This window comes from Methylophaga sp. UBA2496 (assembly GCF_002341635.1).
Taxonomy (GTDB): domain Bacteria; phylum Pseudomonadota; class Gammaproteobacteria; order Nitrosococcales; family Methylophagaceae; genus Methylophaga.
In genome coordinates this window covers 36,451-57,963 of the sequence record NZ_DDOK01000008.1, presented here as the reverse complement: position 1 = coordinate 57,963, position 21,513 = coordinate 36,451, and the positions used below count along the sequence as shown (strand labels likewise).

Sequence of the window (21,513 nt, the reverse complement as noted above, 5' to 3'; positions counted from 1 at the left end):
GAAGTGTTGATTATACCGGTCATTGATCTGATGGGGGGCAAGGTTGTGCATGCCCGTGGTGGTCAGCGAGAACAATACCTCCCAATAAAGTCACAACTCACGTCCAGTGTGTATCCACATGCGGTGATAAAACAGCTTTTAACATGGTTCTCATTTCCGGTTATCTATATAGCTGATCTGGATGCCATTGAAAATGGCAGCATTGATAAAGCGTTTTATCTGCAATTACACACACTTTTTCCTCAACTGACCATCTGGCTGGATGCGGGAATCCGCAATCTGGATGACTGGCTGATTTGGCATGAACTGCCCAACATCAAACCGGTTTTGGGGAGCGAAAGTCTTGAGGATGAAGATTTGCTTGGGGAGCTGCAGAAAACAGAATTTATCTTGTCGTTGGATTTTCGAAAGGGGAGTTTATTAGGCCATTATGATTTACTCGAGCACAGCGATTTATGGCCTGACACAATCATTGTTATGAGTTTGGACAGTGTGGGGAGTGAAGCCGGACCGGATAAGCAATTATTGAAAAAAATAAACGAACTTAAGCCAGAAGCAAAGTTGATGGCTGCGGGTGGGGTGCGGGGAGAAGAAGATTTACTGGATTTAGCGGGAATCGGTACAAATGGCGCGTTGGTTGCCAGTGCGTTACACAAAGGAAAACTCAGCGTAAATGCTATACGCCAGATAATGAACTGAAAATGCCACCCCGAAGGGTGGCATCTGCATCAGTCTAAAACTTACTTAGCACCAAATGGGTGTTCTGAAGCTTTATATTGTGCAACAACGTCAGCCGCTTTTGGCTCACGAGCGACTGCACGTTTGATAGCTTCTTTAGTCGCACGGTAGTTCCAGTCCTGGATTTTTTCATCGCTGTCAGCAGTGGGTGAAATAAATACACCAACACAAATGAAGCAATCATCAGCTTCACTGGCAGGGATAGTGCCATCTTCAACACATTCAGCAACGGCAACAGAAACACCACGTTGTGCAGGGCCAAACATTTGCACAGCTTGTTTCATGTTTTTGATGGTTACTTTGTTGAACATAACGGTAGCTGGTTTGACCATCAGGTTAGGTGCAACAACAGCCAACAGGCCATTAACACCTTGTTTCTGGTCGGTCAGAGTGCGGCAGAAAGCATCTTCTGCTGCTGAACCACGTGGGCCCATTAATAAGTCAATGTGAGCAACGTTGTCTAAGTCACCATCTTCAATGACTAAGGATTCACCTACAAGTACGCGATCGATAACTGGCATGTTATATTTTCCTGTTCCAAAAAAATTGTCAAAAAGGCTCATTTTTTCCTCAATCGTTTTTGTGAGATTGAGGTTTATACGTAATAAAGGAACGTATCACCTGCTCAGTGGCGCCCGCTATAAGCATCGTGCTACTGAAATTCGGTTTGAATCAAACGCCTGCTCAAACGCAAATAGCAGCAAAGCTGCTGCGGTCATATCTGCGGAGGTTCCGGGATTGATGGCGTGACTCTTTAGTTCTTGATCCCAGACGGTCAACTCAGTTGTTGATTTGCTTAAGGGTCTATTTTTATTCATTTTTAAAATAAATAACTGTGCCTTTTGTGCCACTGTCTGGGCGAGATGCCGAGATTGCTTTCGTATAATTAAAGTGTCCGGCACACGTGCTAGTAAGTAAAGATACGCGATTGTGGTGGCCCATTCAACCTTTTCCCCACATTTCAGCGCTTCTGTCAATTCTTTATAGCCAATATCCCATATTTGCTGGTAGTTATTTACATATTGCAAAGCAATAGTATCCCGATGTTGCGCTAATGCCATGGCTTCCCGCAGAGTTACTTTTGGCTGCTGATTGATGTCTTCCTGCTCCTGTTTTCCCAAACCGCCTGCTTCAGCCAGCCGAATGGCTTCATAACAGAACCGGGCATCTTCCAGGGTCAATGCATTTAATGTGGCTTCAAGTTCAAAGGATAACTGATCAAAAGTGGTACAGCGTTGAATCGCGTCACAGAGCGGTGCAAACAACAGGACTATGCCGAGATTGGTGTTACAGTTAACCACTTTACGCGTGGCTTCAATGGCCTGCAGAATCCGTTTGCCAACCGGTAGATTCGGCTGGGCCATAATCGGAGCGATAGCGGAAGCGCTTAGTAAAAAATCCTGTACCTCCATGTTATGACCATCACTCCAGGTATTCACGTTACCTGGTTTGGGTGCATTGACTTCCTGCTCACAGGCCCAGCGGACACATTCGACAATCTGTTTTTCAGCTAGCATGTTCAGGAAGCGGCAACTTTTGATTTTGTCGGAGAATAGTGTTCACCATCAATGCCAGCCGACCAGCAATATCAATTCCAGTAGCCTGATATAAGCCTTTCCAGGCCGGTACGCTGTTCACTTCCAATACACTGAAACGACCTTGTTGATCCTGAATCAGATCGACTCCGGCATATGGGGCTTCTACTACCGCCGTTGCCTGGATGGCGAGCTGTGCCATCTCATGTGTCACTGTGCTGGCAAAACAGTTGGCACCTTGAGCAAAGTTGGTGATCCAATGATTCGAGCGACGGGTCATGGCCGCGATCACTTCGCCCTGAACGACCATCAGTCGCCAGTCCTGCCAGCAATCGGCTTGTACTGGTGGAATATAATGTTGCAGATAATATGCATCACCTACGACAGAGAGTTGCTCGAGTTGCGATAGTTGTTCAATGCGCTGAATCCCTTTTCCCTGGCAGCCAAATAATGGTTTGACGACCAGGCTATGGCCTTTAGCAAGCTCTTCAGCTGCAATTTGCAACGCGTGTTGTCTGTTTTCACAGGCCCAGGTGTGCGGTGAAGGAATATTGGCCAGATGAAGTTTCAATGACGTTCTGGCTTTATCGACCGTCAATTCAATTGCGTGAGCCGGGTTAAGTACCGGCACACCCAATTCGGCCAGAGTATGTAACACATCCATACGAAGGGTGATTTGTTCCAGACTGCCAGGCGCAATCCCCCTCACCAGGACGGCATCAGGTAAGGTATTTTCAAACTGCGGAATCACCAATCCTGTCGGGCTACGGGTATCGATCCGGCAATCAGCCAGATCGATACGCACTGCCTCCATACCGAATGCCGATAAGGCATCAGTCAGCTGGGTACTGTGCCACCCATGGGTATCATTAAAAATAGCAACGCGGGCTTGAGGCATGTTCAATCATTAAAACCCGAAAGATTGTTTTAATAAATCGGCATTCAACTCACCAGCAGTGAAACTTTTACCGGTTTGAGTACTGGTAATAATCACTTTAGCCGGACTGAACAGCATCGGATCAATTTTGAAAAAGTCGTATTCATACGATTTGAAAATCTGACCAAATGGCCGACCGTAATCTGACGATGTATTACTTGGCATTTTTTCTGCCAGTTCACGTGCTTCATCATTACTGCTGTCAACAAACAGATGTACGGTACCACCATAAAGAATCGCATCATTGGTACGGCCCATGCCGGTCATAAAATCACCACCCGGAGGTGCAACGGGGGTTGTCCCAAAGCCGTCAACAATTTTGTCCATCGGGAAGTGCAGGGTATGCGCTTTATGCATAGCGACTTCAAGTACCCGAATGGCAATTTGCATTACTCCTGCCAGACTGGTGGTTGGTGTCAGAATCAAGGTCAGGTTTTCTGGTTTAATGGCACAGTTATCAGCGATTTTTTCGGCAATTTCAACCGGAGGCATGCTATCGACTTCCAGTACAATCACGGTGGAATCGGCTTTATCCTGATAGCCGAATTCCTTGAATAACTCTTCACGAGCTGCGAGGGCGCGGCCCGGGCCTGAACCCAAAGCATAAAATTTTACATCTTCACTTTTGTGAGACAGGCTCCATCCCGCGTATTGACTGCCAAGACAGCTTAAAACAGGTGTTTTGGCATGTACATTCACTGACCACGGCCATTCAGCAAAACCACTGTTGCTGCCCAGGGTTGCGGTACCTAATCCCCCCATACAGATTTCACCAATCAAACGTCCGGCTTCAAGACCGCCAGAGGCTTTGATGCCGGCATCAACTACGCGAGTGCCATTGGATAGATAACTGATTTCCAGTTGAAGGGCTTGAGCGTTATTGATTAATTGATCAACCAGAGGCTGACAGGCGGCATTAACACTGGTCCAGTTGGCGGAGATTTGACTGCTCATGGAAGAAATCCTGTCTGATAAAAAAAGACAATAGTATACGTCATGCACTTGGTGCCTGTAATGTTCAGGCAGTTGTCAAGTCAGTGTTTTTTGCGAAATGGTTTCAGCACTTGATCAATAACCTTGCAACGCTGCCTTGCAATGGCGGCGGCGATGGCCGGTCCTTTCAGACCTTCACTGACAAACGGTGCAGCATTAATCTGTAAAGCAGCATCAAAACAGGCCTGAAATGCGATTTTTTCCGGCATATCGGCGTTTTCGTACCCTGGTCGACCGCGAAAATCAGCTTCGCCAGCCAGCAAGTATTGTGAAAACCGCTGTGGTTTACGAAAGGCATCGAGGCCTTCAAATACGGCTAATACGTCAGCAGCCGATAATTCGAATAATAAATGACAGTGAGTATGAAACTCTGCCACTTTTATCGCCAGACTGCTGATTTCGCGTGGCACACGTAACCGTTCACACAGGTTACGGGTTAATGCAATACTGTGTTTTTCATGGCCTTTATGACTGGGCAGAATATCGGCAGGCGTAGTGCCCTTGCCTAAGTCATGACATAAAGCAGCAAAGCGTACAGCAAGATCATCGCTGAGTCGGGCTGCCTGATCCAATACCAGCATGACATGCACACCGGTATCAATTTCGGGGTGCCATTTAGGAATTTGCGGTATGCCAAACAGCCGATCAATTTCCGGAAACAGAATATGTAAGGCACCCACCTCACGTAAACAGTAGAAAAACAGCGAGGGTTGTTTACTTTGCAGTGCTTTTTCCAGCTCTTGCCAGACGCGCTCAGCAACCAGATGTTCCAGCTCACCGTTAGCAATCATTTGCGAAATTAATTGCCTGGTCTCGTCAGCAACTTGAAAACCAAAGCGTGCAGAAAAACGGGCAAGTCGCAAAACGCGTACCGGGTCTTCAACAAAAGCAGGAGATGTGTGGCGGAGGATTTTATTTTGCAGATCGAGTTGTCCGTTGAAAGGATCAATGACATTACCCTCAGCATCTTCAGCTATCGCATTGATGGTCAGATCCCGCCGGGCCAAATCTTCTTCTAAGGTCACTTCCGGTGATGCATGAATTTCGAAGCCATGATAGCCAGGCGCCGTTTTGCGTTCAGTACGGGCAAGCGCATATTCTTCATGTGTCTGTGGATGCAGGAATACAGGGAAGTCTTTACCCACCGGCCGAAATCCCTGGGCCAGCATTTCATTAACATTGCTGCCAACCACCACCCAATCACGGTCTTTAACCGGGAGTCCCAGTAAGCGATCCCGAACACAGCCACCGACTTTAAATAATTCCATATCGCTATGTTAAGGGTTTTTGGGTTGTACCGCAGGCATCCGTTCCGACATTCGTTTGATGGGTTGTTTTCGCTGATAGTCGTAGGTCGCGGCAAAACTGAAAACGGAACGAACATATCGGCGAGTTTCGGTGAACGGAATATTTTCTACCCAGATATCAGCTGGCATGGTTTGTTCAGGTAACCAGCGTGAAACACGATGTGGACCGGCATTATACGCAGCAGTTGCCAGCACGGGATTGCTTTGAAACTGATCCTGCATACGACGGATGTAAAAACTTCCCATCTCGATATTACGTGGTGGGTAATAGAGTTCAGAGTCATGCTGTAAGGGCTTGTTAAGCCAACGCCCTACCTGTTTACCGGTAGCGGGCATCACTTGCATCAGACCCATCGCACCAGCATGAGAGCGTGCTTGTGGGTTAAAAGCACTTTCCTGCCGGGCTATGGCCAGCAACCAGGAGGCATCCACTCCAACATTCGCACTGGCTTGTCGCATTTCTGTGTCATACAACACCGGGAAACGTAAATCCAATGCATCCCAGTAACGTGCAGTACCCAGTAAGGCAATTGTTTGATTATGCCAACCCCATTTGTGGGTTTCGTTTGCCACGATCTGAAGCTCACGTGGAGTCAAGGTTTGCTGAAGAAAATAGGCTTCACGCCGGGCATCAAGTAGTTCGTCCTGCAGATAAAATTCACGCATGCGCTTTACAGGGGCAGAGTTGACGATGGCATTAGTTTCCAATGGTTCAGCGACAATGGGGTGATGGTTCATCGTATATTCTGCATCCACTTTATCGGCGGCCAGAAATGCATAATAATCGCGTTCGTCCACCAATGTACGCCATATAGCCTCGGCTTCAGTACGTTGGCCCAACTCGGCAAGACTTCTGGCAAGCCAATATTGCCAACGTGTTTCCTGTCGTGTGTTTTCATCCAGACTGGCAATGGCTTTTTGTACCTCAGGCCAGTTTTGTTGCCATAAGGCGGCACGTACACGCCATGGGTGATTTGGCGTGTCGCCGTAATAGTAGAGTGCTTTATCGTCACGATCCAAAGCGGCCCAAAGACCAATGCTACCCTGAACATCGTGGCGTTCATCCGTGGAAAACTGATAACGGTTTTCCAGGCGTTTCCAATGAGAATACGCCTTTGCAGGATCTTGTCTGGCTAAGCGTTTTAAGCCATAAACCAGGATTTCCCGAGCCATTGGAACATCCTGTGCCAGGGAAACTCCCTGAGCGGGCGCTGATGCGGGTAATTGTGACAGCAAGCTAACAGGATTTTTATGTATATCTTCCCAGCGTTTTGCCCATGCCTGAGCGGTTCCGCTCTGTTTTACGGTTTTGGCAAGATAGTTGGCCAGAGGAAACTGCTGGTTACGTAATGCCAGCAGCAGCCGTTGCCAGCGTAAATCATCGGTCAGCCAGCCCCGCTGTTCAGCGTGATGAAAAACAGGATCACAGGCCTTGTCTTGTGAAGCTGCGACTAACCAGAGTTTTTCAAATGCTTCGGCCGCGGCTTGTGGCTGGTTGTTGGCGATCAAAGCTCGGGCATAGTGGCATTCACGTGTAGCGGATTGCGGTGCCTGATAAAACTCCAGATACTGTTGCCACTGTTGTTTACTCGCCAGTTTATCCAGCCAGGCGCTGCGCAGACGTGCCTTGAAAAAACTTTCTTCCCGGGTTTGCAGGAAGTCCCTGATGTTTGCTGTTTCGGTATCGTTTAGTCGGTGTTGCAGATATAAATAATCAAGATATTCCCGCAACGGATAATCTTCCAGCTGACCTTGCAGTTGGCGAAACTGAGTCAGTTGATGTGTCTGTAGCGCTTTTTTGGCTTGCTGATAAAGCTTTCTCTGTTGATTGAGTTCAGCGTCAGCAAAGGCCTGGACAGGTAAAAAAGCTGCAAGCATCAGCAGCACTGCTAGTCGAATGTGAGTTTTCATGCCGGTATCTTAAAGCAAATTGTCAGAGGATGTACTACCGGACAAACTGTTTTGCAGATGAGTTTCAATATTGTCTAATTTTGGGATAAATGCCACATTGGAGCCAATCTTTATCTGGCAATGCAACCAGTCGGAGTCGACGATATCATGAGTGGGTTGCAGGGCGGTTTCATTGATAGTGATAAGCTGCGGAGCGCCGCAACAGGCAACCGCATAGTTTTTTATTTTGGCATCATTATTGATGCCGTTGATCACACAAAGTTTGTTGATTTGTCGTTTGTTTTGCTGACCACTGCCGATCAGCGTTTCCAAGTCTATCACCTGTAATGGTAATTCACGCCAGAAGAACTGGCCGATATACCAGGCTGAGTCAATATCGCTCTCTGTAAGATGAGGTAATGGAATGACTTCAGCAATCGTTGGGTTAGGCAGCAATAAATAATGCTGTCTGAGCGGTATCAACATGCAATGAATGAAATCAGATTCTTTGCTCATAATCGCCTTTAGTGAGTTATTCTCAACGCTTTTCGTTCGGATATCGATAAGCAAGTTGTTGTTTCAGTGAAATAATCAACTCATCATCCTGATAGGGTTTACCAAGGTAGGCATTTACACCGATGCTTAATGCCCGCTGGCGGTGTTTGTCTCCGGTTCGGGAGGTAATCATCACGATAGGTAAATGTTTAAACTGCGTGTCATTCCGGATAATGGATGCGAATTCAAATCCGTCCATACGCGGCATTTCGACATCCAGTAGCACGATATCCGGGGTTTGTTCGTAAAGTTGCGCCAGTGCATCCACACCATCTTTTGCGGTCATCACATCAAAACCCAAGCGCGTTAATAAACTGCCGGTCACTTTACGCATTGTAATCGAATCATCCACGATCATTGCCAGTGGTTTACGGTTAACTTCGATTTGCTGGAAGCTCTCACTGGCTTGTTGCAGGTTTATCGTACCACTGGGCTTTTGGTAGCTTTCAATTAAGGTCGGGATATCCAGGATAAAGATCACCCGCCCATCACCGAGAATGGTTGCACCGTTAATGGCGCTGATCTGAGCAAGCTGAGTTCCCACAGATTTGATAACAATTTCCCGGTTGCTATCAATACTGTCAACAGCCAACGCAATTTTGATATCGCCACTGCGGAACAGTAGCAATGGCATTTGCTGACGTAGATTTTCCAGCAGATTAAGTGGTTGGCCGAGCAGGTTACTCAGTGGAACAAAATCATAGTGTTCGCCATGAAATGTATATGTCGGTTTTTCCTGGGCCATCAATTCACCAATCTGCTGAAGACTGATCCGCCCACCGGCATTGACCGCCGAAAGCGGTACAGCAAACTGCTGCTGATTTACCGAGATCAATAACGCCTGCATCACTGACAGTGTCAGTGGGAGACGCAGGTTAAACTGAGTTCCCTTACCTGGTTGAGAGCTGATTGACAGACGACCTTTGAGAGCACGGATTTCATTGCTGACAACGTCCATACCAACTCCCCGGCCAGCGAGTTGAGATATCTTGTCGGCAGTACTGAACCCTGAGGTCAGAATCAACTGAATCAGTGCCTGCTCATTGGGGATGTTGGAGGGATCGATTAAGTTCTGCGAGATCGCTCGTTGTTTGATTTTTTCGATGTTCAGTCCCTGACCGTCATCAGCAATGGTGATCAAGACCTCTGATCCTTCACGTTGCATACTGATTTGAAGTTGGCCACTTGGATCTTTACCTTGTTGCGAACGCTCATCTGCTGTTTCCAAACCATGCGCAATGGCATTACGCAGAATATGTTCAATCGGAGCCACCAGCCGATCCAGGATAGTTCGATCCAGTTCCAAATCCGCGCCACTGACAGTTAATCTGGATTGTTTATTCAGTTCACTATTGGTTTGCCGGACAATTCTTTCCAGTCGCGGCACTATTGAATTAAATGGCAGCAGACGGGTGTGCATCAGGCCTTGTTGTAAGTCTGTATTCAACCGGGATTGCTGTAGCAGCAGAATATCGGTCTCACGCATCAGGTTACCCATCGAACGGCTGATATTATTCAAATCGTTAACCGTTTCAGTCAGACTGCGCGAGAGTTGCTGGATGGTGGAAAAACGATCCAGTTCCAGTGGATCGAATTCTTCGTTCGCATCATGGACCGTGTCTTCATAACGGAACAGGATCTGTGTTTCGGTTTCTATTTCCAGTTTGCGAAGCTGTTCATGCAAACGAGCTACCGTCTCCTCCATCTCCTCAAGCTGCTGATGCATCACACCATGTTGCTGGGTGACCTGGTCACGGGTAATACTGACCTCACCGGCAAAGTTACTCAGATAATCCAGCAGGTCAGCCCGGACTCTGATTTTCTCAGAGCTTTGCGGGCTGGGAGTGGTGTTATCGGATGAATCCCTGGCAAAACTGCTTGCTTCCGACCGGGGCAGATCAATGAAAGGTGCTTGCTCCGGCAACGTGTCGATATTGTCGATATCTGCAGGAATATAACCTGAGTATTGCTGAATATCGTGCAGTAGATCGGTCGCGGCTGGAATGTGGCTTCTGTTAGCCAGTTGTTCCTGCATTTCTGTCAGGCGATCCTGACAGCGTTGCAACAGACTAAAAAAGCTTTCCTCAGGTTGTTCTGAACGATCTGAAACAGAAAGTACCAACGTCTCGGTTTGATGTGTCAGATCAGCCATTGCCGTGGTGGCTGTTAACCTCGCGCCACCCTTAAGTGTGTGTAAATCACGCTGCAACTGCATTGAGCCAGCTGGGTTTTCCGGTTCAGTCTGCCATTGTTTGATAGCCTGATCAGTTGATATCAACAATTCTGCCGCTTCTTCAGTAAAAGCTTCCAGAATTTCAGGATCAACATCGACCGTTGAGATATCGTCCAAAGCCGTCAGGGTGGAACGGATTTGTTCACGGAAATTTGTGAAATCCGCTGGTGCTTTGTGTTGTATCAGTGCTTCAATCTGATCATTTACAATTTCTAAAGCTTCATCAAGCAGTCCACTTAAATTATCACTGCGACTCTGTGGATGCATTATCAGGCGCTGCATCAGTTGATAAAGTGCTGCGAGTTGAGGCAATGCGCTGTTTTCCGCATTCTCTGCCAGTGTGTTTAGCGTCTGCCGAAGGACTAAGGGAGCCTCATCATTTGATTGCTGCCATATTTCAAGCTGCTGACCGTATTCATTTAACAGGCTGTCCGTTTCCTCCAGGAAACTGACAAGTTGTTCAGGATCGAGTCGTGCACTGTAGGATTGTTCTGATTTTTTGGGACAAAGTTCGAAAATCCGGCGGTCCAGTAGACGAATATCAGGTTCTTCTGTCCCCGTTTTAACAGACTGCAGTAACTGACCCAGTTCAACAATAATGTCATTCAATTCACTGATAGACGCATCAGTGAAGGTTTGCTGCTGATGGTAAAGGTTACGGAAAGTCTGATCCAGTTGAGTGGCAATTATCGCGACGGGTTTTACATTGGCAATATTGGCACAGCCTTTCAGAGAGTGTGCTGCACTGAGCATGGTTTTGTTGATGACTTTACCGGTTTGCAGAATAGCGGTTTCTGCAAACAGGGTTTGCAGATGCTGCTCTGCTTCCTGATAGAAAATATCCCGCAGTGCTTTGTCTTCGTCATCTTCATCAGCAATTTCCAGCACATTCTCCTGTTCTGCAAGTTGTTGGGCCAGAATGGTTAATGCTTGTGCGGATTCGGTAAAATCAGACTCTGCCTGGGTAAATAATGTTAAGCAGTTTTTAATTTCAGGAACTGCCTCCATGGCGAGCGCCATGATTTCATCCGAAACAGGTAATTCATCGTCCAAAACTCGATTCAGTATATGTTCAACTGCTTGTGCCATATCAGCGATGGTGGTTGCACCGGCCATCCGGCCGCTGCCTTTAAGGGTATGAAAATGACGACGGATAGTCGCGATGTCACCGGTTTCTGGTGTTTCACTCCATATTGGCAATAATTGCTGCAAGTCTGTTAACACCTCATCGGCTTCTTCAACAAAAACTTCGGCAATTTCAGGATTAATATGTTCTTCAAATAGCCAGTTTCCGGCTACAGGACTATCACCGCTTTCAAAGTGCTCAGCAGTCGAAGGCGTTCGTTCTTCAAGTTCAACGGGTTGCGGGTGCTCATCGGCTTTCTGACCAGTGCTGAGGACGGTTGACTGATCATCCTGCAACGCCAATGTTTCCGCTTCAGTGACGCGCTCGCTGGAGTCTGCAGCAAGCGGATCGTAATCTTCAAACTGCAAGGTATCAGTATCTGTTTCCCTGTCTTCGAGTGCCTTGATATATAGATCGACAGAACTCAATTTTGGTTTTTCAGCAGCTGACTTGAAGGTAATAGAATCATCGGCAGAAAAATCAATCTCGGGTAGTTCCACAGCCTGATCCTGATCTGCTGGCTGGGGGATTCCTTCAGGTTCAACAGATTCCTGTTCCGTTACCGTGATGCTGAGTGGAGGGGCATCGGTATCTGTTGCTTTATCCTCGAGTGCTTTGATATATAGAGCAACCGAGCTTAGTTTCTGCTTTTCAGCGGCTGATGCGTTTTCACTCGATGCATCAACAGAAAAATTAATGTCGGGCAGATCCAATGCGTGGGTTCGCCCAGAGCTTTGACCGTAATTTTGTAATGTTTGCAGGGCTGTTTGCAGAAGATTCTCATCAGCCTGGCCGGTCCGGTGCAGATCGTCCAGATAAATTTCTGCTGAAGCAAGTATTTCTGCCAGGTTCTGCTGGTCATGAGGGGCGGTTAATAATGACGTTTCATCCGCAAATTTGTTGGCAAGAGAAGTAAACAGGTTTGCAGCGATATTGATATCCAGAACATCCAGGCTGCCTGCCAGCATCCGTAAACTATTGGTTAAGTTTTCCTGCATTTCATCAGTATCTTCAGCCTGATGATTTGATTGCTGGATCAGCAATTCTTTAATGCTGGCCAATTCATTAAGGCATTCCGTTAAAACGGTTTTTTGTAACTGACGATGAATTGCATCCGATGCATCGGTTTGTCTGAGTCTTGCTTCAATTTGCAGCAAATCATCAGCCAGACTGGTTAACTGTGCATGGTAGGACTTATCCGTTGCCAGACATCTTTGCAGGGCAGTGTGTTGACTATGTAAGCAATTACTTTGCGCCTGATGCTGCAGTAGTGACAGCGTATCCGCCATGCTGAGCAATTGCAGACTGATATCGTTGACTGCCTCGTCGGCTTGATCTTCTGCAACATCAAACTGACTGATACGTTCTTTTAATTCTTCGAGCTGTTCGAGCAGAGCATTTTGCGCTTCTACCAGTGCAGAATCGCTGTGGCCAATAAGCTGTGAAGCCTGGTCATAAAATGTCAGGTCAAAGCTTTGTTTAACGCCAGTGACCAGTGGCCCATAGCTGCTTGAGCTGGCAACCAGTAGTAACAGTTGTTTTAATAAGGTTTCCGGATATCCGGCCACTAAGGAGTTTTCATCACCTTCACAGACCAGTCTTATCGGTGAGGCCATTTTGCCAATAAGCTGTTTGGCAGTATCTTCATCCCGAATACCTCTGTGGGCCAGGCCTTCAAGCAAGGCTTCTGCCACCCACCAGAATAAGGTGGTTTTTTCCTGCAGACACTGCAACCGCAGATGACGCAAAATCCCACGCATTTTCCGCAGGTTTTTGTCATCTTTTTCACGCATCCAGGTCAACAACAAGTGTTGAAATACGTGGGCTATTTTGTGTCTTTCCAATTCCAGTGGTGGAGCGGACTGCCCTGGGTTAGGGATAATGCTGTCGGGTAGTTTTTGTGAGAGATCCGGCGTAAATACATCTGTTTTAGCAATCACCGGTTTATCTCGTAATACTCTCAATTCATTTATTGCGTCCAGCAGACATAAAGCATTGTCGGGGAATTTCTCATTTAATTTCTGTAAATACGTCGGCAGCAAAATCATGCTGCGAGTCAAGGTTTCCAATGCCTGGTTTTGTTTATCTTCCGGGAAAGAACGCAGATAACCCGCAACGGATTGCATTTCAGCAGCGAGCATCTGGGCGCCATCCAGATTAAGCATTTCCAGAGTACCGTTGACTTGATACAAATGTTCGACACAGCGGCTCAGTGATTCAGACTGTTGAGGATCCTCGATAAATGTCTGGACAGATTGCAATGCCGCAGCGAGTGAATTCTGCAATTCATCCTGAAGCCATGTCAGGGCATGGTAATTGCCTCTGGATTGGGTCATATGCAAATCTCCGCTGGCTCAGCCTGCATCAGGGTAATTTGAAACCGGAGACTGACTTACGCAGTTCGTTGGTCAGTTCAAGCAGTCTGCCGATCGCTGCCGCGCTCTCATTGGTTCCGGTTGAAGTCTGCATGGTGATTTCCTGAATCACACTCATATTTTCTGAAGTACCAATCGCCGCTGTTGCCTGTTGTTTTGCATTGCTGGAAATATTGTTAATCAATTCTGCCAATTGTTGAGATACGGTTTCAATCTGCTCCAGAGAAGCACCGGCATCTTGTGATAAGCGAGCTCCGGAAACCACTTCAGCGGTACTTTGCTCCATGGAACTGATGGCTTCGCTGGTATCACTTTGAATGGTGCGAACCAAAGCATCAATCTGCCGGGTAGCACTGCCTGAACGTTCCGCCAGTCGCTGAACCTCGTCAGCAACCACCGCAAAACCTCGACCGGCTTCACCCGCCATAGCGGCCTGAATGGCAGCATTCAAAGACAGAATATTGGTTTGTTCAGCGATGTCATTGATCAATTCAACGATTTCACCGATTTGTTGGGAGCTTTCACCCAAACGCTTCATGCGTTTGGAGGTTTCCTGGATTTGTTCACGGATGGTATCCATTCCGTGGATGGCTTTTTTTACTGCCCCGTTACCTTGTACGGCGAGGCTTACCGATTGCTTCGCAACTTCAGAAGACTGGCTGGCATTTTCTGAAACCAGTTCGATAGAGGCCGCCATTTGAGTAATCGCCGAGCTGACTTCAGAAATCTGTTGTGCCTGGTGCTCACTGGCGTCGGTTAAGTGTAACGCGGTCGCCTGGGTTTCCTGAGCTGCAGAGGCTACCTGCAATGTCGTTGAGTTAATCTGTGCGACCAGGCTGCGTAATGCATCAATGGTGTAGTTGACGGAGTCAGCAATTGCGCCGGTGATATCTTCGGTCACAGTGGCTGTAACGGTCAGATCACCGTCAGCCAGATCACCCATTTCATCCAGCAACCGCAGAATAGCGTCCTGGTTATGACGATTCTGTAGTTCCATTTCATCCATGGATTGCTTGATTTTGCGTAACGGCTGATAAGCGACCATCAAGGCAAATATCACCGCTAGGATAACGCTTAAACCACTGGCTGCAGCGGTGACCAGGGGATCGGGATAGACCAGAACATATTGTCCGGAAACCAGTAACCAGATACCGGCGAGCGTCAAGCCACTGAAAACAATTATTAAAACAAGGTAAAACAGATTTCTGCCGCTGAGCAGCGATGAAAAAAACAGTTTACTGGTGGCATTCATAGGGCGTGTCCTGAAATAGAATCGTTAAGCGGCTGCATTCAAAAATCTGGGGTCTTCCGCAAGCTTAAGCAGGCTGAAAACATGCCAGTAGGTATCTTGCTGATAAAGTCGACCCTGCAAATATGGTTTCAGATGCAAGTGCTGGCTTGCATCTGCCGGTTCCGGTTGACGTTGAAAATGCTTCAGACCGAAGACTTCATCAACGATCAGACCAGTGAAAAACTCAGGGTGGTTCAAAACAATAACGCGCGTGCGCTTATCTGCAGGAGGGCTGGTACCGTGCAAAAATAAATTCAAATCAATTAACGGTAGAAGATCACCGCGCAGACTGGTTATGCCGGCAACCCAGGGTTGAGATTTGGGAACTGGGGTGATTTGATGCGGCAGTGGAAACACTTCACGGGATTGGCCAAGCGGGATAAGCAGGTGAAGATTATCCAGCCGAAAGCCAATGGCTGTCCAGGCGCCCTCCATATTATCTTGCTGGGACAAGCCCGCAATACGTTGCTGGCTGCGTCGTTCGATATCCTTGAGAGTAGCAATAATATCTTTTGGATTGTCCATTGTGGTCATACTGACACTTCTACCAATTCATTGATTTGCAATATCAGATCTTCCTCTGCAACGGGTTTGCCAAGATAGCCACGTGCACCTTGTCGCATACCCCACATGCGATCAGTTTCCTGGTGTTTGGATGAAACGATCACAATCGGAATATGTGCCGTAGCGCTGTCTTTAGTCAATCGGCGAGTCGCCTGAAAACCATTTAAACCGGGCATTACCACATCCATCAGTATTAGCTGAGGTAACTGGGATTGCGCCATTGCAACTGCCTGCTCGCCATCTGTTGCCACGATCACCTGGTGACCGTTTTTTTCCAACATTTTCTGTAATACATATACTTCTGTTGGCGAGTCATCGGCTATTAAAATTAAAGCCATATAAAACCTAAGCGTCCTTGTTTTTGTTAAGCAAATGCGTCCGTATTGCATCAAGTAAGTCTTCGCGGGTAAATGGTTTTGTCAGATATTGTTCTGCACCGACAACCCGCCCTTTTGCACGGTCAAACAGTCCATCCTTGCTGGATAGCATGACTACCGGGATATCCCGATATTTTGGGTTGTTTTTCACTAGGGCGCAGGTTTGATAACCGTCCAGGCGAGGCATCATGATATCGATAAATATGATATCGGGATGCTGACCACTGATTATTGGCAAAGCCTCAAAACCATTATCCGCAGTGAGAACTTCACAACCTGCTTTCTGCAGCAGGGATTCAGCGCTACGGCGAATCGTTTTACTGTCGTCAATGACCATCACCTTAAGGCCTGAAAATTCTGATAAAGTCTCACTCACAGTCATTTTTACCTACAGCCTGATACATTCGATTAAAATCAACCCTGAAGATAACCCATTTTTGATCGTCAGGCTAGTGACTACTTTCGATGTTAAGGTCTGTTATTCCTTCATTTCTAAACGCATGGCAGAGTATGTATGACTTGAAAATTGCAATCTGTGTCCCATATCACAGTAAATACGGTCTGTTTATCTTTTGTTGTCCCTGGAAGGGCGGGAAAATCGCTTGCAGCAGTGACGGTGATAAAAGATAAACAGCCCTAATTCAGCCAGCCTTATTTTTATTGACTCAGAGAGTTCATCATGACTTCAGCTGTACCGCATCTCATTACTGCCCTGAATGGGCCTTTACTGGAATTGGAATCACATTTACTTGAGCGTCAGGCTGATGTGGAATGCTGGTTACGTGAGCAATGGCTTAAAACTCCCGCACCGTTCTATGCATCGGTTGATTTGCGAAACTCGGGATTTAAACTTGCACCGGTAGACACGAATCTGTTTCCGGCAGGTTTTAACAATCTTAACCCGGCATTTATGCCGCTATGTGTGCAAGCTGCGCAGGCGGCGGTTGAACGACTTTGTCCGAAAGCCCGTCGGGTATTAATCATTGCGGAAAATCACACGCGTAACCTGTTTTATCTGGAAAGCGTGGAAACCTTAAGAGATATTTTTGAAAAAGCCGGCCTGGAGGCGCGCATTGCCAGCTTGCGTGACGATATCAGTGAGGCTATACAGGTCGAATTGCCCTCTGGGAAAACCTGTGAAATTTCACCTTTGGAAAGACAGGGAAATCGCGTTGCGATAGGGGATTTTTCGCCTTGTCTGGTGTTACTCAATAATGATATGTCAAGTGGGCGTCCAGCCATCCTGGAAGGTGTTGAACAGCAACTTGCGCCTCCACTAAAAGCCGGGTGGGCCACTCGGAAGAAGTCGGATCACTTTACCCACTATTCGATGGTTGCTCATGCTTTTGCTGAGCAAATTGGGATAGATCCTTGGCTGGTATCGCCACTTACATTGCAATGTGGTGAAGTCAATTTTATGGAACGCAGCGGCATGGAGTGTCTGGCACGTAATGTGAACACCTTGTTAACGGCGATTCAGAATAAATACAATCAGTATGGCATTGATCGTGAACCGTTTGTGGTAGTGAAAGCAGATTCAGGCACCTATGGCATGGGTATTATGATGGTGAAAAGTGCTGATGAGTTATTGAACCTGAATCGCAAGCAACGCACTAAAATGTCTTCGGCCAAAGAAGGTCTGGTCGTTGATAATGTATTGGTTCAGGAAGGTGTGTATACCTTCGAAACTCTCGGTGAGGAGGAGGCTGTGGCTGAGCCGGTGATATATATGATGGACCATTTTGTTATCGGTGGCTTTTATCGTGTGCATACAGGCCGTGGCATTGATGAAAATCTTAATGCGCCGGGAATGCACTTCGAGCCCCTGGCGTTTGCCCAGTCCTGTATTACACCGGACAAATTTGATAAGCCGGATGCTGAACCGAATCGCTTTTATGCCTATGGGGTTATTGCGCGACTAGCGTTGCTAGCCGCTGCAAGAGAACTGGCATAATTCAGGCGTTATGCTCACTTAAATAGGCGATAGTCATGGTCTGGTTGTGCAACAGGCTATGGCTATCGTCTTCTCCGGAACAGATTTCACCATTTGAGTAAAAACCGGTAATGCCGGTTTGCATGCCCAGCAGACGCTGAACCGCATACACTTCGTCTGAAACCTGATCTTCCATCACCAGTTTACGACCTACACAGCTGACGCAGATGGCCAGCGCTTTATCGTTAATATCCACTTTTTTCAATAAGATTTGCCGGGCAGCTTCGCTGGCTCCGGCGACCAGCTGATCATGATCGGATTTCAGAAAACGTACGGTTGACCCTTCAGCAATATTGCCGGCAAAGGTCATACTGTTTTCTTTTTCGTTAATCGACAGCAAGGTTCTTATGACATTAACGTTTTTGTCATCCATGATGGCGAACGGAAAATTAAGACCCGAAGAAGGCAGTTCGCTGGCATAGTAGCCGATATACATTTTATAAAGCGGTAAGGCTGGTTTGTTATCCATTTCATAGACCACATTTTTAATGGCCTTGGTGATACGTCTTGGCGGGCCGTAAGGTTTCCAGCCACCTAATGCGCCACTGGTCACAATAGCGTCTTTGCCATAAATTCCTACAGCAATGACAATGCGATCCTGGATTTGATCATTATTCAGTAACAGAGTCTTGCTAAATTTGGCATCATCGCCAGCCAGACCGCCGGTAATAGGGGTGTTGGGCAATACTTCCTGCAGACCTTCAACCAGTTCTGAACCGTTAACATTAAGGCCATCGCTGAGAACAAATACACCTTTTAAATCCGGAGCGACTAATTCATTGGCGATTTGGGCACCTAAAGCATGTGATTGCTCCATGCTGTTGACGGGTTTGCAGATGAAGCGAAGCTGGCTGCGCTGCCACTGCATGGCGGTAATATGTACGCTGTCATCAAACACGCCATCTCCGGTAATTTCACCGGAAGTGGTGCAACCGATAATTTGGGCATTGGGGTAGCGTTTCTGTAACTGGCTGGCAAAATTGCGTTCGCTGAAACGGTTAACGGAGCCGAAAACCAAAACCCAATTTGCTTCACTCAATGTCGATGCAGATGAGAGTTTGTTAAAACCGCTTTTGGTAGGTAAATGTTCCTGTACAAACTTCATTTTATTAAACCCAACATCCTGAAATTTAAATGAATCATTAGCATCCTTGTTCTATGTGTTCAAAAAACATCAGCCGATACTACATCAGATTGTCTGATACTGGGAGTAGCTTGATTCAAAATGTGAACTGATTTGCACAAATCTGGCGCATAAAAAAGCCCTGAGCGCCTATTCCGCGTCAGGGCTTTCGAGTAAAAAAAGTTTTTAACCAGCCAGTTTCTGTTTAAGGATATCGTTGACCTGTCCTGGATTGGCTTTGCCTTTTGAGGCTTTCATAACCTGTCCCACAAAAAAGCCGAATACCTGTTCTTTACCATCACGATATTGCTGTAATTGATCGGGATTAGCGGCAATCACTTCATCAATCATTGCTTCGATGGCACCGGTATCGGTGACTTGCTTAAGACCTTGAGCTTCAATGACGGCATCGGCATCAGCGCCTTTACCATTCCAGATGGCTTCAAACACCTGCTTGGCGATTTTACCGGAGATAGTATTGTCCTGAATGCGAAGTAATACGCTGCCCAGTTGGGCTGCAGAGACCGGAGATTCAGTGATGTCGAGACCCGCTTTATTCAATGCGCCGGAGAGATCCCCGATGACCCAGTTGGCACATTGTTTGGGATCTTTATTGCCTGTCGCGACAAGCACGGCTTCAAAATAATCAGCCAGTTCACGGCTGCTGGTCAGTACGCTCGCATCATACCTTGATAAGCCCATTTCACTTACAAAACGATCGCGTTTCTCGTTGGGCAATTCCGGTAAAGTGGCACGAACCTGTTCAATCAAGCCTTCATCTAAAACCAAAGGCAATAAGTCAGGATCCGGGAAGTAACGGTAATCATTGGCTTCTTCCTTGCTCCGCATGGAGCGGGTTTCATTTTTATCCGCATCATACAGACGAGTTTCCTGAACCACTGCGCCGCCGGATTCAATCACATCAATCTGTCTTTCAACTTCAATATTGATGGCACGTTCGACATTACGGAATGAGTTGATATTTTTCAGTTCAGCCCGGGTACCGAATTTTTCCTGACCTTTGGGACGTACGGAAACGTTGGCATCACAGCGGAATGAGCCTTCCTGCATATTGCCATCACATATTTCCAGATAACGTACCAAAGAGTGGATTTTTTTCATATAAGCAACAGCTTCTTTAGCGCTGCGCATATCGGGTTCGGAAACGATTTCCAGTAAAGGCGTCCCAGCGCGGTTCAGATCGATCCCGGTTTGACCGTGAAAATCTTCATGCAAGGATTTCCCGGCATCTTCTTCAAGATGGGCACGGGTGATGCCAATAATTCTCTCACTGCCGTCTTCCATTTCGATGGTGATTTGGCCTTTGCCAACGATTGGCAATTCAAACTGACTGATTTGGTAGCCTTTCGGCAAGTCTGGATAAAAATAGTTTTTGCGGGCAAATACTGAACGATCGGCAATTTCGGCATCAACCGCTAAACCGAATTTGACCGCCATACGAACAGCTTCTTTATTCAATACCGGCAGTACTCCCGGTAATCCAAGATCAACAGCACATGCCTGAGAGTTCGGTGCCGCACCGTAGGCAGTGGCTGCTCCGGAGAAAATTTTCGTTTTGGTTGCAAGTTGGGCGTGGATCTCTAGCCCGATAACAACTTCCCATTCCATAATTGACGGCCTGAATTTAAGTGATTAAAACTTCGAATTGTAGCAATTATTCACGCAGACTCAGAATTTTCCAGTCGCGCTGTCGTGCAATTTCGGCCAATGTTTCATCCGGATCCACCGCGATGGGGGTCTCGACCTGCTCCAGCAAAGGCAGATCATTGTGTGAATCACTGTAGAAATAACTGCCTGCAAGGTTATGCTGATGTTCGGTTAACCAATGTTGTAAACGGACAACTTTGCCATGCTGAAATGACGGAACACCCTGTACCTGACCGGTATAGCGCCCATCAACCATTTCCGGATCGGTGGCAATCAGATGGTCGATACCTAATATTTCAGCTATTGGCTTGGTTAAAAAACTGTTCGTTGCAGTAATGATCAGCAGGGTATCACCCTGCTGGCGATGGTATTCAATCAACTCGCGGCCTTTTGGCAGAATAATCGGCATGATTTTCTGTTGCAGGTACTCGGCACGCCAACTCAGCAAGTTCTGCATACTGTTTTTTGCCAGCGGTTCAAACACAAACTGCAGGAAGGCATTGATATCCAGCTGTCCTGCCTGATAGTCATGATAATAAGCCAGATTAGTGTCGTGGTAACTCTGCGGATCGACGATGCCATTTTCCGCCAAATAGCGCCCCCACAAATAATCACTGTCGCCGCCGAGTAAGGTATTGTCTAAGTCAAATATTGCTAAAGCCATTGTAACTGGTCATGTCCCGATAAATTGAGCGCCTATTGTAAGACAAAATGCGTTGCATCCTCATGTCTCATTCACTAATCTAAACTTATTATAAATAATTATGCTGGCGGCCCGTGCTTATCGTTGCCCCCGGCGAGAGATTGA

17 protein-coding genes are annotated in these 21,513 nt (G+C 47.0%); 2 read left to right on the top strand and 15 right to left on the bottom strand.

Features of this window, described 5'->3' with window-relative positions:
* Positions 1–3 precede the first annotated feature (3 nt).
* Positions 4–699, top strand: coding sequence for a HisA/HisF-related TIM barrel protein (locus tag B2W60_RS12360; protein ID WP_292361231.1), 696 nt, complete (start codon positions 4–6; stop codon positions 697–699).
* A 41-nt stretch (positions 700–740) separates the two neighbouring features.
* Here B2W60_RS12360 and fae read toward each other — a convergent pair whose 3' ends face one another.
* From fae to pilG, 12 genes are all read right to left on the bottom strand, one after another.
* Positions 741–1,259, bottom strand: coding sequence for a formaldehyde-activating enzyme (fae, locus tag B2W60_RS12355; protein WP_226072570.1), 519 nt, complete (start codon positions 1,257–1,259; stop codon positions 741–743).
* 117 nt (positions 1,260–1,376) lie between these two features.
* Complete coding sequence (locus B2W60_RS12350) at positions 1,377–2,255, bottom strand: triphosphoribosyl-dephospho-CoA synthase (protein WP_292361230.1); 879 nt, start codon at positions 2,253–2,255, stop codon at positions 1,377–1,379.
* Positions 2,245–3,171: an ATP-grasp domain-containing protein gene (locus B2W60_RS12345; protein WP_292361229.1), complete on the bottom strand. Its 927-nt coding sequence runs from the start codon at positions 3,169–3,171 to the stop codon at positions 2,245–2,247. Before B2W60_RS12345 ends, B2W60_RS12350 begins: the two co-directional genes overlap by 11 nt.
* Positions 3,172–3,180: 9 nt before the next feature.
* Complete coding sequence (gene mch / locus B2W60_RS12340; protein ID WP_292361228.1) at positions 3,181–4,164, bottom strand: methenyltetrahydromethanopterin cyclohydrolase; 984 nt, start codon at positions 4,162–4,164, stop codon at positions 3,181–3,183.
* A gap of 80 nt (positions 4,165–4,244) precedes the next feature.
* Entirely contained in the window at positions 4,245–5,471 is a 1,227-nt protein-coding gene (locus B2W60_RS12335) for a multifunctional CCA addition/repair protein (RefSeq protein WP_292361227.1), read from the bottom strand.
* A gap of 9 nt (positions 5,472–5,480) precedes the next feature.
* Positions 5,481–7,421, bottom strand: a complete 1,941-nt coding sequence (locus B2W60_RS12330; RefSeq protein ID WP_292361226.1) for a transglycosylase SLT domain-containing protein — start codon at positions 7,419–7,421, stop codon at positions 5,481–5,483.
* Between the two features lie 9 nt (positions 7,422–7,430).
* A complete protein-coding gene (locus B2W60_RS12325; RefSeq protein ID WP_292361225.1) occupies positions 7,431–7,916 on the bottom strand; it encodes a chemotaxis protein CheW in 486 nt (161 codons plus the stop codon).
* A 22-nt stretch (positions 7,917–7,938) separates the two neighbouring features.
* Entirely contained in the window at positions 7,939–13,650 is a 5,712-nt protein-coding gene (locus B2W60_RS12320; RefSeq protein ID WP_292361224.1) for an Hpt domain-containing protein, read from the bottom strand.
* 28 nt (positions 13,651–13,678) lie between these two features.
* Positions 13,679–14,941 carry a methyl-accepting chemotaxis protein gene (locus B2W60_RS12315; RefSeq protein ID WP_292361223.1) on the bottom strand — a complete coding sequence of 421 codons (1,263 nt, stop codon included), beginning with the start codon at positions 14,939–14,941 and terminating at the stop codon, positions 13,679–13,681.
* A gap of 24 nt (positions 14,942–14,965) precedes the next feature.
* Positions 14,966–15,514, bottom strand: coding sequence for a chemotaxis protein CheW (locus tag B2W60_RS12310; RefSeq protein WP_292361222.1), 549 nt, complete (start codon positions 15,512–15,514; stop codon positions 14,966–14,968).
* The gene (pilH, locus tag B2W60_RS12305; RefSeq protein WP_292361221.1) at positions 15,511–15,882 is read right to left on the bottom strand and encodes a twitching motility response regulator PilH; all 372 of its coding nucleotides are present in this window, start codon (positions 15,880–15,882) and stop codon (positions 15,511–15,513) included. Before pilH ends, B2W60_RS12310 begins: the two co-directional genes overlap by 4 nt.
* Before the next feature lie 7 nt (positions 15,883–15,889).
* Positions 15,890–16,297, bottom strand: coding sequence for a twitching motility response regulator PilG (gene pilG / locus B2W60_RS12300; RefSeq protein ID WP_292361220.1), 408 nt, complete (start codon positions 16,295–16,297; stop codon positions 15,890–15,892).
* A 303-nt stretch (positions 16,298–16,600) separates the two neighbouring features.
* On the opposite strand from pilG, the gene gshA reads away from it, so the two are divergent.
* A complete protein-coding gene (gene gshA, locus B2W60_RS12295; RefSeq protein WP_292361219.1) occupies positions 16,601–17,875 on the top strand; it encodes a glutamate--cysteine ligase in 1,275 nt (424 codons plus the stop codon).
* 1 nt (position 17,876) lies between these two features.
* On the opposite strand, the gene B2W60_RS12290 is transcribed toward gshA, so the two are convergent.
* From B2W60_RS12290 to B2W60_RS12280, 3 genes are all read right to left on the bottom strand, one after another.
* Complete coding sequence (locus B2W60_RS12290; protein WP_292361218.1) at positions 17,877–19,019, bottom strand: FIST signal transduction protein; 1,143 nt, start codon at positions 19,017–19,019, stop codon at positions 17,877–17,879.
* A 204-nt stretch (positions 19,020–19,223) separates the two neighbouring features.
* On the bottom strand, positions 19,224–20,666 hold the full coding sequence (gene gatB / locus B2W60_RS12285; protein ID WP_292361217.1) for an Asp-tRNA(Asn)/Glu-tRNA(Gln) amidotransferase subunit GatB: 1,443 nt from the start codon (positions 20,664–20,666) through the stop codon (positions 19,224–19,226).
* Between the two features lie 46 nt (positions 20,667–20,712).
* The gene (locus B2W60_RS12280; RefSeq protein ID WP_292361216.1) at positions 20,713–21,369 is read right to left on the bottom strand and encodes an HAD family hydrolase; all 657 of its coding nucleotides are present in this window, start codon (positions 21,367–21,369) and stop codon (positions 20,713–20,715) included.
* Positions 21,370–21,513 lie beyond the last annotated feature (144 nt).